General features: G+C 69.1%; 12 protein-coding genes. 8 read left to right on the forward strand and 4 right to left on the reverse strand.

Annotated elements, in window-relative coordinates:
- Nucleotides 1–23: 23 nt before the first annotated feature.
- On the forward strand, nucleotides 24–1,904 hold the full coding sequence (locus ACZ6TI_RS18485) for a caspase, EACC1-associated type (protein ID WP_465346272.1): 1,881 nt from the start codon (nucleotides 24–26) through the stop codon (nucleotides 1,902–1,904).
- Nucleotides 1,905–1,957: 53 nt separating this feature from the next.
- Here ACZ6TI_RS18485 and ACZ6TI_RS18490 read toward each other — a convergent pair whose 3' ends face one another.
- Together ACZ6TI_RS18490 and ACZ6TI_RS18495 are read right to left on the reverse strand one after the other, a co-directional pair.
- Nucleotides 1,958–2,287: a nucleoside triphosphate pyrophosphohydrolase family protein gene (locus ACZ6TI_RS18490; protein WP_465346273.1), complete on the reverse strand. Its 330-nt coding sequence runs from the start codon at nucleotides 2,285–2,287 to the stop codon at nucleotides 1,958–1,960.
- 89 nt (nucleotides 2,288–2,376) lie between these two features.
- Entirely contained in the window at nucleotides 2,377–2,532 is a 156-nt protein-coding gene (locus tag ACZ6TI_RS18495; protein ID WP_360207379.1) for a hypothetical protein, read from the reverse strand.
- 183 nt (nucleotides 2,533–2,715) lie between these two features.
- Here ACZ6TI_RS18495 and ACZ6TI_RS18500 point away from each other — a divergent pair, with 183 nt between their 5' ends.
- Entirely contained in the window at nucleotides 2,716–3,492 is a 777-nt protein-coding gene (locus tag ACZ6TI_RS18500; RefSeq protein ID WP_465346274.1) for an SAM-dependent methyltransferase, read from the forward strand.
- On the opposite strand, the gene ACZ6TI_RS18505 is transcribed toward ACZ6TI_RS18500, so the two are convergent.
- Nucleotides 3,465–4,742, reverse strand: coding sequence for an MFS transporter (locus ACZ6TI_RS18505; protein WP_465346275.1), 1,278 nt, complete (start codon nucleotides 4,740–4,742; stop codon nucleotides 3,465–3,467). The genes ACZ6TI_RS18500 and ACZ6TI_RS18505 overlap by 28 nt on opposite strands.
- A 79-nt stretch (nucleotides 4,743–4,821) precedes the next feature.
- Between ACZ6TI_RS18505 and ACZ6TI_RS18510 the strand changes: the two genes are divergently transcribed.
- Entirely contained in the window at nucleotides 4,822–5,460 is a 639-nt protein-coding gene (locus ACZ6TI_RS18510; RefSeq protein ID WP_465346276.1) for a GntR family transcriptional regulator, read from the forward strand.
- Here ACZ6TI_RS18510 and ACZ6TI_RS18515 read toward each other — a convergent pair.
- Complete coding sequence (locus tag ACZ6TI_RS18515; RefSeq protein WP_465346277.1) at nucleotides 5,457–6,242, reverse strand: alpha/beta fold hydrolase; 786 nt, start codon at nucleotides 6,240–6,242, stop codon at nucleotides 5,457–5,459. The genes ACZ6TI_RS18510 and ACZ6TI_RS18515 overlap by 4 nt on opposite strands.
- A 127-nt stretch (nucleotides 6,243–6,369) precedes the next feature.
- Between ACZ6TI_RS18515 and ACZ6TI_RS18520 the strand changes: the two genes are divergently transcribed.
- From ACZ6TI_RS18520 to ACZ6TI_RS18540, 5 genes are all read left to right on the forward strand, one after another.
- Nucleotides 6,370–7,203 carry a hypothetical protein gene (locus ACZ6TI_RS18520; RefSeq protein WP_465346278.1) on the forward strand — a complete coding sequence of 278 codons (834 nt, stop codon included), beginning with the start codon at nucleotides 6,370–6,372 and terminating at the stop codon, nucleotides 7,201–7,203.
- Nucleotides 7,204–7,244: 41 nt separating this feature from the next.
- Nucleotides 7,245–7,952, forward strand: a complete 708-nt coding sequence (locus ACZ6TI_RS18525; RefSeq protein ID WP_465346279.1) for a 4a-hydroxytetrahydrobiopterin dehydratase — start codon at nucleotides 7,245–7,247, stop codon at nucleotides 7,950–7,952.
- Between the two features lie 480 nt (nucleotides 7,953–8,432).
- Nucleotides 8,433–11,231 carry a helix-turn-helix transcriptional regulator gene (locus tag ACZ6TI_RS18530; protein WP_465346280.1) on the forward strand — a complete coding sequence of 933 codons (2,799 nt, stop codon included), beginning with the start codon at nucleotides 8,433–8,435 and terminating at the stop codon, nucleotides 11,229–11,231.
- 1,001 nt (nucleotides 11,232–12,232) lie between these two features.
- A complete protein-coding gene (locus ACZ6TI_RS18535) occupies nucleotides 12,233–12,991 on the forward strand; it encodes a GH25 family lysozyme (protein WP_465346281.1) in 759 nt (252 codons plus the stop codon).
- Between the two features lie 265 nt (nucleotides 12,992–13,256).
- Nucleotides 13,257–13,403 carry a hypothetical protein gene (locus tag ACZ6TI_RS18540; RefSeq protein WP_465346282.1) on the forward strand — a complete coding sequence of 49 codons (147 nt, stop codon included), beginning with the start codon at nucleotides 13,257–13,259 and terminating at the stop codon, nucleotides 13,401–13,403.
- Nucleotides 13,404–13,853 lie beyond the last annotated feature (450 nt).

Here is a 13,853-nt window from a genome sequence, read left to right on the forward strand (position 1 = left end):
CGGCCGGGCCAGTTGGTTGAGTGATGACACGGACGCCCAAGCTGCTCGGCGGCAGGTACGAGGTCGGCGATCTGCTCGGCTACGGCGGCATGGCCGAGGTGCACCGCGGACGCGATCTCCGGCTCGGCCGGCCCGTCGCGATCAAGATTCTGCGCCGTGACCTGACCGGCGACGACGCCTTCCAGGAGCGGTTCCGGCGCGAGGCGCAGCACGCGGCGAACCTGGTCCACTCGACCATCGTCGCCGTCTACGACACCGGCGACGAGTTCACGCCGACCGGTGAACGGGTGTCGTACATCGTCATGGAACTGGTCAACGGCCCGACCCTCAAGGATGTGCTGGCCGCCGAGAATCGCCTCCCCCAGCGTCGGGCGCTGGAACTGATCGCGGACGTCTGCGTGGCGCTGGAGGTGAGTCACCAGCACGGCGTCATCCACCGCGATGTGAAGCCCGGCAACGTGATGCTCACCCCGGACGGCAAGGTCAAGGTGATGGACTTCGGCATCTCCTACGACCTGAGCGGCCAGGACCTCGAGCTGACGGACCACAACGCGGTCATCGGCACCGTGCAGTACCTGGCGCCCGAGCAGGCGCGCGCCGAGCCGGTCGATGCCCGGTCCGACCTGTACGCCACCGGCTGCGTGCTGTTCGAGCTGCTCATCGGACGGCCGCCGTTCCTCGGCGACACGCCGGTGATGGTCGCGTACCAGCACGTGCGCAGTCGTCCGCCGGTGCCCAGCTCGATCAACCGCGAGGTCGGGCGGGACGTCGACGCGATCGTGCTGAAGGCCCTGTCGAAGGCTCCGGCGGACCGTTATCAGAGCGCGGGTGCGATGCGCGCCGATCTCCTCCGGGCGATCGGCCGCACGCCGGTCACCCAGCACCGTCCGCGCCGGCCCTTCGCGCGGAGGCGCCCGGACGTCGATGTCACGCCGGTCCTGCCCGTCATCGCGTATGTGCCGGAGACGCCGATCCACGAATACGACGGCTCGACCGTAGAACAACTCGAAGCGCGGCTGGCCGTGTTCAAGCGGCAGATCGACGTCGCGCTGCAGCTGCATGACGTGGCGCGGGTCACCTCGCTCCGGCAGCAGGAGTCCGCGGTCGCCACGGAACTGCTGCGCCGGCTGCGATCGGACGCCGTCCCGCCGACCCGGCCGGACCGCGGCGGCCGGCTGCCGGATCGGGCCAGGTCGGCGGCGATCCTGATCGGGACCTCCCGGTACGCCGATCCCGATCTGCCCGACATCCCGGCCGTCACGAACAACCTGCGGGACCTCGGCTCGCTGCTGGCACACCGGTGGCACGGCGGCTTCGACCTCGCCCGGCTGCACGTGGCCGAGAACCCCGGCCGGGACGTCGGCGGATGGATCGCCGAGACCGCCGAGACCATCGAGGACACCCTCTTCGTCTACTTCGCCGGCCACGGCATGATCGGCTCCGACGGTGAGCTGTATCTGGGGCTGCCGGGCACCGTGAGCAGGCGATCCGTCTTCACCGCGCTGCCCTATCAGGAGCTTCGTAAGGCGATCAGGAACAGTCCCGCACAGAACAAGATCCTGGTGCTGGACTGCTGTTATGCCGGCAAGGCGATCGGCACGTTGTCCGCGGACGACTTCCACAGCGGAGTCATCGACGTGCAGGGCACCTATGTCATCACGTCCACGTCCGGGACGAGACCGGCCCACGCCGACGAGGGCGCCCGGCACTCGGCGTTCACCGGCGAACTGGTGGCCCTCCTGGCGAACGGCGACGCCGGTTTCGGCAGCCTGCTCCGCCTGACCGACGTCTATTCCGCACTGCGGCAGCGACTGATCGGCAACGGCCGGCCCGCGCCGCAGCAACGCGGCGTCGACACCACGCCGGACCTGGCTCTGGCCCGAAACCCGGCCTGGCCGGGGTGAACCGGCCGCCCGGCGAGGCTACGCCCAGATCACTTCGGACCGGCGGGCGCCTTTCAGCGGTTGTCGCCGCGGCCGCCCAGCACGCCGCGGCGCTGCCGGTCGGCCAGCTTGGCCAGGTTGGCCGCCGCGATGTCGTCCAGCGACAGGTCGAGGTAGTCGGCGAGCACCGCCAGGTACCAGAGCACGTCACCGAGCTCCTTGGCGATGTCGGCCCGGTCGATCCGGGTCTCGTCGCTGTCCAGATCGCGCACCCACTTCTTGAACTTCTCGGCGATCTCCCCCGACTCGCCGACCAGCCCGAGCACCAGGTGCAGCAGCTCGTTCCGCTTGTCCCGCGGCGCGGCGGTGCGCAGGGCACCACGCTGATAGTCGTCCAGCTCCATGGTCAAACCCTGCCACCCGCCGCTCCGGGCGTACGAAAGGGCGCCCGCTCGAAAGCGGGACGCCCTTTTTCAGCTTTGCCGGCGGAAGGCTAGAACCATACTTTTCGGCCACCGACCGGGCGGCCGACAGCACCGAGGATCCAGAGCACCGCACCGATGACCAGGAGAATGATGCCGATCGTGTAGAGGATCGACACATTCAGGAAAATGCCCAGCAACAGGAGGATGAGTCCCAGAATCAGCATGACTTTTGCTCCGTTTCAACGGCAGGCATCTCCCGCCGCCCCCTAGTTACCCAACCCATCGAAATACCAATCCGCCTCGATGACCATCCTCCGCGGCAGGGGCAGCGGCGACCGGCGGGAGGGCGACCGGCGGCATTGCCTATGATCGTGGTCCTGACGGCCGCTGCATCGAAGGGGTTCCCGATGACCGATCCCATCATCGACGTAAGCCGGCCCAGCAGTGCCCGGGTGTGGAACTACCTCCTGGACGGCAAGGACAACTTCGCCGTCGATCGGGAGTTGGGCGAGGCGCTCCGTGCGGCCAACCCGGCGATCGCGAGCGTCGCCCGGGCCCAGCGGAGGTTCCTCATCCAGGCGGTCACGCTCTTCGCCGGTGAGGCGGGCATCCGGCAGTTCCTGGACATCGGCACCGGCCTCCCGACCGCCGACAACACCCACGAGGTCGCGCAGCGGGTGGCGCCCGACTCGCGCGTCGTCTATGTCGACAACGATCCGCTCGTGCTGGTGCACGCCCGCGCGCTGCTGACGAGTTCGTCCGAGGGCGAGACCGCATACATCGACTCCAACGTGGAAGACCCGGAGCGGATCCTCAGCGAGGCCGGCCGGACGCTCGACTTCAGCGAGCCGGTGGCGCTGACCATGATCGGCATTCTGGGGAACGTCGCCGACTACGCCGAGGCGCGCTCGATCGTGCAGCGGCTGCTCGCCGCTGTGCCGTCCGGCAGCTATCTGGCAGTGAGCGACGGGACGCTCACCAGCGCGGAGAGCGTGGAGAGCCAGCGGGTCGCCAAGGAGAGCGGACACCCTTACAACCTGCGTACGGTCGAGGAGATCGCCGGCTTCTTCGAGGGCCTGGAGCTGCTCGAGCCCGGCGTGGTGTCCACGTCACAGTGGCGGCCGCAGCCGGGGGCGGACACCGAACCCCTCGACGTCTACTGCGCGGTGGGCCGCAAGCCCTGACGCCCGCCCTCGGCAGCCGGCTGTCTGGTGCGCTGCCAGGCCAGAGCGGGGATCAGCAGCAGGGCGAGCAGCCCGCCGCCCAGCGACAGCGTCGCGTAGCTGGTGGTGTCAGCGATGAGGCCGGAAGCCGCACCGCCGCCGGCTCCGGCGATGGCGATCAGCACGTCGATCGAGCCCTGAGTCCTGGCGCGGGTCTCCGGCGCGGTGGAGTCGACGATCAGCGTGGTGCCGCTGATCAGGCCGAAGTTCCAGCCGAGTCCGAGCAGCACGAGGGCGACGGTGAGCCAGGGCATCGAGTCGCCGGGCGCCAGCGCGGCGACCACCCCGGCGGCCAGCAACGTCACCGCCGCCGCGGCGGCCATCGGCAGCGTGCCCAGACGATCGACCAGGCGCCCGGTCAGCAGCGAGGGCAGGAACATCGCGGCGATGTGCATGCTGATGACGAACCCGACCTGGCCGAGGCTGTGGTGATGGTGGCGCATGTGCACCGGCGTCATGGTCATGATGGCGACCATCGCGACCTGGGTGAGCACCATGACGGTGGCGCCGACGGTGACACCCGGGTTCATCGACCTGCCGGTTGACGGCGTGCGGACGGGCGTTTCCTCGTGCCGGGCCAGGCGCAGGGCGACCAGATAGGGATCGGGCCGCAGCATCAGGAACAGCACCGTCCCGGCGAGCGCGTAGGCGACGGCCGCCAGCAGAAACGGACCGGTCAGAACCGGCAGCCCGAGCGAGGAGGCCACATCGCCCAGCAGATTCACCGACAGCGGTCCGGCGACCGCGCCGACCGTCGTGGAGACCATGGCGATCGATACGGCGGTGGCTCGGGCGCCCGCCGGAGCGAGGTCGGTGCCCGCATATCTGGCCTGCAGATTGGTGGCAGTGCCCGACCCGTACACGAAAAGTGCGAGGAACAGCAGAGGCACGCTGCCGGCGACGGCGGCGACCACGATCCCGGCCGCGCCGATCGCCCCGGCGAAGAAGCCGGCGGCCAATCCGCGACGACGACCGGCCCGCTGGGACAACCGGCCCACCAGGAAGGCGGCGAGCGCGGAGCCGAGGGTGAACAGCGCGGCCGGAAGGCCCGCGATGCCGTCGTCGCCGAGCATGTCCTGGGCCAGCAGCGCCCCGACCGTCACGCCCGCCGCGAGGCCCGCGCCACCGAAGACCTGCGAGACGACGACCACCGCCAGCGAGCGGCGATAGAGCGCCTGGCGTGCCTCGGCGGTCGTCAAGACGTCGGTCATACTCGTACCCTACTTGTATCCCAGTTGCGTGTCAGTATGATTTGGGCTGCCACTTTTCGACAGTCCGTCAGGGGTCTGCATGAGCGTTGTGCCACGAGGAGCCTCCGCCGGGGAGCGTGCGCACACGCACATCCGGGACGCGATCATGAAGGGCGAGTTCAGGCCGGGCACCATGCTCAGCGAGAACGAGCTGGCCGCGGCGCTCGCCATGAGTCGCACGCCGATCCGGGCCGCCCTCACCCGGTTGCAGGACGAAGGCTGGGTGACCATCTATGCCCAGCGCGGCGCTCTGGTCCGGGAGCTGAGCGCCGACGAGGTCCGCGAGTCGGCCGAGGCCAGACACGCCCTGGAGACCGCCGGCGTGCTGCGCGCCGAGGCGTCACAGCGGGCGCAGCTGGCGTCGCGAATGGCCGCAAGCCTGGAACAGCAGGAGAAAGCACTGCGGAGTGGGGACATCCACGAGTTCGCGGTCCTGGCCATGCGTTTCCACCGCGCGTTCGTCGAACTCGCCGGCAACAGCATCATGCTGTCGTTCTACGACCGGCTGCAGGACCGGCAATACCTGTCCACCCTGCGCAGCGCCGGCCGCATCTCCAGCGACCCGCAGCAGCTCATGAACGAGCACCGAGCCCTGCTCGACACCGCCACCCAGGGCGATTGGGCCGCCTTCGCGACGGAGCTCACCGCCCATCAGACTCGCAGCCACGGGTTCGCCTAAGCGGTGGACCATAGTTCGGTGAGCAGCGCGTTGACCGTCCGGGGCTGTTCGCGTTGGGGCTCGTGTGCGGCGCCGGGCACCCGGACGAGCCTTGCGTCGATGCGTTCGGCGGCACGCGCGCAGATCCTCTGCATCAGAGTTGCCATGCCGGGCCGAAAGCCGGGCGGAGTGGTTTCCCACCCGCCGACGATCACCAGCTTGGGAAACTCTGCGCTGCTCAGTGGCTCGATTGCCAGATCGGCCAGCCAGCATGGCCGCTCGTGCAGAGCCGTCGCGGCCGCGCGGTGCAGCCAGTCCGCCGGCCCGGGGCGTGGCCGGTCGCCGTAGGCGAGGTCGATGTATTCCTCGGCCGTGCCGCGGCGGGCGCCGGCCATGAAGCGGCGGCCGTCCTCGATGGCGCGAGCGACGACGGGATCGTCGGACGCGACGGTGTGGGCGCACGGCTCGATGAGCGCCAGCGAGCGGACCAGTTCGGGGTGGGCCGCGGCGGCGAGCATCGCGACCGTGCCGCCATAGGAGTGGCCGACCAGGTGGGCACCGCCGGCCATCAACTCGCCGATGTCTTCGGCGTCGACCGCGTAGTCACTGGTCACGTCACTGTCGTCGAGGTCGGGGCTGGCCCCGAAGCCGCGCCGATCGGGCAGCAGTATCCGCCGTTGCCGAGCCAGCGGGCGCTGATGTTCGAACGCCAGCGTGGCCCAGCTGAACGTGCCATGGATCAGGATCGCCGGCGCCGGTGCCGCAGGCCCGTCCCAGATCGAGACAGTGATGCGTGGCCGCATCCTGCGGACCCTACCGAAGGCGTCAGGGGTATGCCTGGCCCTACCTCAGGACTCGCCCCAGCATCCTGGTTCGGCACGGCCGCCGTTGAATAACGTGACCGCACCCAAGGAGATCAGGGAGTCGGTCTTGTCCATTCTGGAAGCTTCACCGCGCGTACGCGGGCTTGCGCTGGCCGGCCTCGTGCCGGCCCTCGTGATCGCCTTCGTGGTCGGCCCGCCCAAGCTGGCGGGCGACGCGGACCTCGGTGAATTGGACCGGCTCGAAGCGGCGTTCCGCACCGCGCTGGTCGACTACTGGAAATCGGGCGACCGGGTCTGGCCGACGGCCGTGCAACGGCTCGTCGACTACTGGTTCCGATGGCACCTGATCAAGGTCGCGATCACCGCGCTGCTGCTGGTCGTGCTCGTCACGCTCACGGTCCAGGTCTGGCGGGCCTTCCTGCGAAACGACCGGAGCGGAAAGGCCCGCGGGATCGCCCTCATGGTCGCCGGCATCGCCCTTCCACCTTTCGCACTGGGCGCCCTGGCCGTCCTGATGTTGAACATCACCAGCTCGGTGACGCCGTTCGCCTCACTCCTGCCGCTGCTGATAGACGGTGGCCCGCCCGACCCCGCTCTGGCCGGCACCCTGGAACAGGCCAGGGCGCAGCTGGCCGGATCGCACCGGATCGACGGCTACAACCCGCCCGCCCTGGAGGTGATGGTCGGCGAGTTCACGCGGTACCACGTGGTGCAGGCGGTGGGCGCGGCCGTCGTCGTCATCGCGCTCGCCTGCCTCACCGTCGTGATGTCACGAGCCCGATCGAAGTCGGCCGACCGGCGGACCCGGCGGGTCCTGGGCTGGTTCGGCGTCTTCTCCGCGTTGTCCGCGCTGCTCACGACGGTGGTGCTGGTCGCGAACGTGACCACCGTGCACGACCCGGCGCCGGCATTCCTGTTGCTCCTGAACGGCAGTTTCTGAGCGCAGGCGGTGCGGCTGAATCTGGGATACGGTCCCCGTCCATGGACATGCTGATGGGCGAAAAGATCGCCGAGGCCGGCCTGACCGAGTGGCGCAAGCTGGCCCAGGGCCTGCATGCCCGCTACCGGGTCGCCGACTTCGGCACCGCCGTACGGTTCGTCGCCGCGGTGGGCGAGGCGGGCGACGCGATCGGCCACCACCCACGCGTGTCGATCGGCAACGGTCACGTCGACCTCAAGCTGATCACCGACGACGCCGTCTACCGCGACGACGACGGCACCGAGTACGTCATCGAATGGGTGACCCAGCAGGACGTCGACCTCGCCCGCCGGATCACCGAGATCGCCGCCGACCACAAGGCCGACGCCGACCCGGCCTCGGTCAGCGTGATCGAGCTCGGCCTCGACACGGCGCACTCCGCGACCATCGCCCCGGTGTGGGCGGCCCTGCTGACCGGGAACGCCGAGGCCCAGGGCCACGGCTCCCCCAGCGACGAGATCCGGGACGCCACCGGACGGGTGCCGAACCTGTGGTTCGGGGACGCCGCGGAGAACGAGACCGCGGGCCAGCGGTTCCACGTCGAGGTTTATGTGGCGCCCGAGGTGGCCGAGCAACGAATCGCCGCCGCCGTAGCCGCGGGCGGAACCGTCGTCGACGACAGCAACGCGCCCGGCTTGACGGTGATCGCCGACCAGGACGGCAACAAGGGAGTCGTCTGCGTCGACGTCTCCGCCGCGAAGAAGGCGTGAACCGCGCAACCCACGAAACGCGGGGCGTCCGGGGCCTCGGTCCCGGAGTAGGAACGGTGGGACGCCCAGGATTCGAACCCGGCATCTGCGGATTAAAAGTCCGCATCTATGGTTATTGCGAGTGAAGTTAGGTTCGTCCGGGCAGGCGATGCGCGGTCCGGGGGACATTCGGTCAGTACGGCTGCATTGCCGGTGGTCCGGGCCGGTCATCTGGTTAGCGAGTGGCTCAACCGGCCCAGCTCCCGGGCGGCGCGGCTACATTGTAATGCCATTTATGATGTTCAATGCGTCGAGGCCGATGATGCGTCCCGTCGACCCGCCGTCCACGTCAAGGCGGGCGTTTGCCGGCCACGGCGTTGGCTGGCCAGATTCCACATCGTCTCCCACGAGATTCCCAGGCTTCCGCGATCAAGGCTGTGCGGCACGGACGTAAGGCGGGCGTGGTGGGAGACTCGTGGTGTGGCGCTTGCGGCATCGAGCGTGAAGACACTGGTGGCCGGGCGGGATGCGGAGGTCGCGGACCTGACGGCGCTGGTGGACGCGGTTGTGTCCGGCTCGGCGTCGGCGCTGCTGGTGTCGGGAGAGGCCGGCGTCGGGAAGACCTTGCTCGTACGTCGGATCTGCGCGGATGCCGCCGACCGCTGCACCCTCATGTGGGCGACCTGCTTGCCGCTGACGTCCCTGGCCACGCCACTGCTGCCATTGCGGAGTGCGTTTCGCCAGGCGGACGGCGGGCCGGACTGGACGGCCGCTGACAAGGTGATCGAGTTCGACTCGTGGCTGGACCGCACCACCGACGGCCGTCCGGCTCTGCTGGTGATCGACGATCTGCAGTGGGCCGACCAGAGCTCGCTCGACGTTCTCATGTATGTCCTTGCCGGAAGCCCGGACCGCCGCCTGGGCGTGCTGATGACCTTGCGCGAGGGCGAGGAGTCCGAACGGCACGGGTTGCGCCGGTGGCTGGCCGATGTTCGCCGGATGCCAGGGGTCCGCGAGTTGGCTCTGGGACGGCTCGATCGGCTGGGCACTCGGGAGCAGCTGACCGTCCTGTTCGGGCGCCCGCCGCACGAGTCGCTGGTGGACGAGGTGCACGCGCGAAGCGCCGGCAACCCGTACCTCAGCAGTCTCCTGGTGAAAGGGGTGTCGCCGGACGCGCGGGAACTGCCACGGCAGCTGCCGACCGAGCTTCGTGACGCACTGGCGCGGACCTGGCACGGGCTGTCCGCACCGGCCAGGCAGCTAGCACAGGTCGTCGCGGTGGCGGGCCGACCGGTGCTCGCCGGCCGGCTCGCGAAGGTTCTGGACACTGACGAGCAACTGGTGCCGTTGCTGCGCGAGGCCGTCGCGGCGGGCGTGCTGCGGATCGACACCGAAGATCGGTACTGGTTCGCGCACCCGCTGCTGGCCGAGGTCCTGATCGACAACCTGTTACCGGACGAGCGGCGGTCTCTGCATGCGCGCTTCGCCGCCGCTGCCGCTGCTCTCGACTCACTGGACACCATCGAGATCATCGGCGTCGCCGACCACTATCACCTCGCGAACGACGTCGAGCAGGCCTATCTCTGGGCAATGCGCGGCGCCGAGGCGGCCGGGGCGGAGGGCGCTCTGGTGGAGGCGCACCGGCTGCTGCTCCGGGCCGCGGACCTGCGGCCCACGGTGCCAAACCTGCAGCGGCTTCGCAGGTATGCCCGGCGGGCCGGACTCGAGGCAGAGGAACTGGCGGCGACCGAGAGACTGCTAACCCTGCTCGATCCGCGCGGTGAACCACTCGCGGTCGTCCCGCTGCTGGTTCGTCGCATGGTCCTGCGATTCAATCTCGGCATCGAGTTCGCAGGTGTGGCCGGGATCGAGGACGCCGTGCGGCTGTCCGCGCCACACCCGGACAGCCCGGAACACACGATCGCGACCGCGGCCCTGGCCTACGTCCGGTTGTTCCACAATGATCGGACGGGCATCGAACCAGCCCGGGAGGCTCTGCGGCTGGCCCGCGCCGGTGACTCCGATGAAGCGCTGGGGTGGGCCCTCGTCGTGCATGCGCTGGCACGCGTCAACCTGATGGAGGAGGGTGGCACCTCCGACGCGATGCAGGCCTGGGACCTCGCGGTGCGTACGCGCGATCCCGATCTGCTCATCGAGGCGGCCTACGTCGCCGGCAACTGTCTTGATGCCACCGACCTCGGCGACTATGTCGGGCTGTTCCACCGCGCGCACCAGGCGCTTACCGACATCAACGCACCGCACGGCCAGGTCGCTGAGATGTGCACATGGGAGGCGGCCCACCTGCTGATGGCCGGCGATTGGCGCGGGTGCGTGGCCGAACTGCGCATGGCGCTCGGTGGCCGGCCCAACCGGCTGGCCGATACGCGCGGGCGGCTGACCGCTGCCTGCCTGGCCGCCCGGCAGGGACGTCATGACGAAGCCCGGTCCCATCTGACCCGCGCCGAGGAGCTTTTCCAGGAGCACTCCAGCTTCTTGCCCTTCAACTTCGACGTCGTCAGGGCTGAATTGGCGGTCGCGGCCGGAGACACTGAGGGGGCCGTCGCCGCGGCCCTGGCCGGCCTGGCCCAGGTGTCGACGCCCATGGACTCGGAATGGCTGCTGCCTCTTGCCGCCCGGGCACTGGCCGACGCTGCGGCGGCCTGCCGGGACCGCGGCGCCGATCCGGAGGCTGTCGTGGCCCGGCTCCGCAATCTGCGGAAAGCGCATCCGACGGTGGCCACCGAGCCGGTCACCCCGACCCGCTGGCGCCGGCGGCTCGTCGCCGCCATGCAAGACCTTTCCGAGGCCGAGACCGCCCGCGGCCTTGACCTGCCCGACCAGCCTGCGGCCTGGCACAGGGCGGCCGAATCGTGCTCGGTGGCCGGCGTTGTGTGGGACGAGGCGTACTGCCGGTGGCGCGAGGCACAGGGCGCGCTGGCCGACCGCGCCACACGGCCGGCCGGGCTCGTGGCGCTTCGCGAGGCACACCGCATGGCTTCTGAACTTCAGGCGGTTCCGCTGCTCACCGAACTCTCGACACTGAGCGTCAGTGCCCGCGTCCCGCTTACCGGCGAGTCGGCACCGAGCGGGCAGGACCTGCTCCCCGGCCTCACCGCCCGCGAACGCGAAATCCTCGCCCACGTCATGATCGGCCGCAGCTACGCCGAGATCGCCGGCACGCTATTTATCAGCCAAAAGACCGTAGGCGTGCACATCTCCAACATGCTTCGGAAGACCGGTACCAACAACCGAGTGGAATTGGCGCAGCTCGCCCACCGACTCAGCCACGAGGGCCAGTAGGGCCAAGTCTTCGAGGAGACAGAACGCCGCTGCCCACGACTGAGATGGTCATCGAGGGACGCGTCGCGGATCGTTTGGCCCCCTGGTTATTGACCATGGAGCCGAGGCACGACCAGCTGACGCCACGGACGATACGGCTCGGCGCGAGCATGGACAGGCGAGCAGGCCCGACCTTTGTTTCGGCCGGGCCAATACCACGACAGGGCTTCAACTCGGTGAGCCTGCAACCACCAGACCGACGTTGCCTCGTGCCGCGCTCGTCGCAAAGGTGGATGGACACCAGGGCTCACCGCCGGGACCAACCCAGCATCCCGAATTGCCCACCTCCAGGCGTTGCGGCGTTGGCGTGGCCATGCCCGCGAACCTGACGAAGCCCATCGGGAGCGAGGCCGGACAGGAAGGGAACCAGCACCGGCTCTGCTGTGCATAGCGCTGGCAGTTCACCGGCGTCGGCTGTAGCACCCCACTCTCGGCGGGCAACTTGGCTTGAGCCTGAGCTGTGCCGGACGACATGGCCAGAGCGACGACGGCGGTCAACGGAACGAGGGTCCATCTGAGAAATGTCATGCCTCCACGGTCCGAAATTCGCCGGACCGCCACATCGGGACACCAACCTCAGAAAACCCACTCCTGTGTTCAGATCTGGTGTCCCCACTCTTACCAGGAGAGAGAAGCCACGAAGCGAAAGTGCCGGGAACGGCGTCTGCCGGTGATACCGAAGGCCGTCCCCGGCCCACGGCGCGATACGGGACGGCGCAGTCGATGACACAGCCCCCATGGTGCTGTCAGCTCGACCCCCTCGGCAAAGCGGAACGTTGCCGGGCCCGGGTGCCTGCCAGGCTGCATCATGTTGGGCAGCCCGGCACCCCCGCGATCGCCGCCATCGACTTCATCCTTCACTGCCGGTCGTGTTGGCCGGTAGCGGACACATGCATTCCTCGCCTGGTATTCATTGACTTGAATGACTGCCACCGTTCCGCTCTCATACCCCTAGAGGTCCGATGACCACATCCCGCTTCTCCTGGCGCTCCGTAGGCCAGATGCTCGCCGGAGCCGTGACGCTGACGGCGACCGTGACCGCCACACTGGCGGTCACAGCGTCACCCGCCCAGGCCGCAACCACCGCCGGCATCGACGTGTCCCGCTACCAGGGATCGATCAACTGGACGAGTGTGCGCAACGCCGGCATCGAGTTCGCCTACATCAAGGCCACCGAGGGCACCGGCTACAAGGATCCCAGCTTCGGCACCAACTACGTCGGGGCCTACAACGCCGGCGTGATCCGCGGCGCGTACCACTTCGCGTTGCCGGACCGCTCCAGTGGCGCCGTCCAAGCCAACTACCTCGCCGGCAACGGCGGCGCCTGGTCGCCGGACGGCCGCACTCTGCCCGCCGCACTGGACATCGAATTCAACCCGTACGGCGCGACCTGCTACGGCCTGAGCCAGGCCGCCATGCGCACGTGGATCTCCGACTTCCTCACCACCTACCGCAGCCGCACCGGCCGGTACGCCGTCATTTACACCACCACCAGCTGGTGGACGAGCTGCACCGGGAACTGGAGCGGTCCCTGGGCGAACCATCCGCTGTGGATCGCCCGCTGGGCCAGCACCCCAGGCACCCTGCCGGCGGGCGCCCCCTACTACACGTTCTGGCAATACACCGCCAGCGGCACGATCGCCGGCATCAGCGGCGCCGTCGACCGAAACCACTTCAACGGTGACCGCTCCCGCCTGGTCGCCCTCGCCAACAACACCTGATCCGCGACCGGCCCGGGGGTCACAGCAGTGACGCGGGGGCCGGTCCTGGCACTCACCGGACGGTACCCGTCGCCCTATTCACCGCCGGCGCATTCACTGCCCGGCCGCGCCGCTGACCGGGTTCGAGATCGTCCCGGATGAGGCCTGCCGGCACGTGCGATGCGCCCAAACCGTCCAGTACCCCCGTCCGCCACGACCTCGACGCAGGCAACGTCGCGCCCCGACCCGCGACCTGATCACCGCGGACGACCTCGTCGCTGTACAGATGCTCAGTGTGAGGGTTCCGGCCGAGGTGGCGTTTGATCTACTCGACGGGAAGATCAGCGAGTTGCTGGCGGACATCGACACCAGGGCCGAGATGGGCACTGCCGCGGCGGGCGATCTGATTCTCGAAGGCCTCAGATTGCGGTAACGCCCACGACGCGGCCGGCCCGACCGGCAGCATCAACGCCTTCCGGGCGTCCGCCGCGGTGGTCTGCGCTGCCACCGCTGCCTGCCACGTCGCATACGCAGCGATCAACGCGATCGCTGCGGCGACGATCGCGACGCTCTCCTCTGTCACCACCCCCGGATGCCGTTTGTGGAACAACACCGCCGCCGCAGCGACACCCGCTGTCACCACGACAACAAACCACATCCGCACGCTGGGCTTCACGACCGTCAATGCTGGCACGCCGCCGCCAGATCAACGGTTCAGGTCTACCCGGGCCATCCGCGAGGGGGTCATACCCGAAAGGACACCTCTTTGTCAAGACGTCGGCAGCAGAGGTCTCCAACTTGCGTTACGACACGCTGACCCTGTCATCAAGCCGGCTCGAGTCAAAGCCCTGGCCGCAGGCCCTGGACGCTGGGGCGGCAGGGT

It is taken from the genome of Actinoplanes sp. NPDC051388, assembly GCF_055586225.1.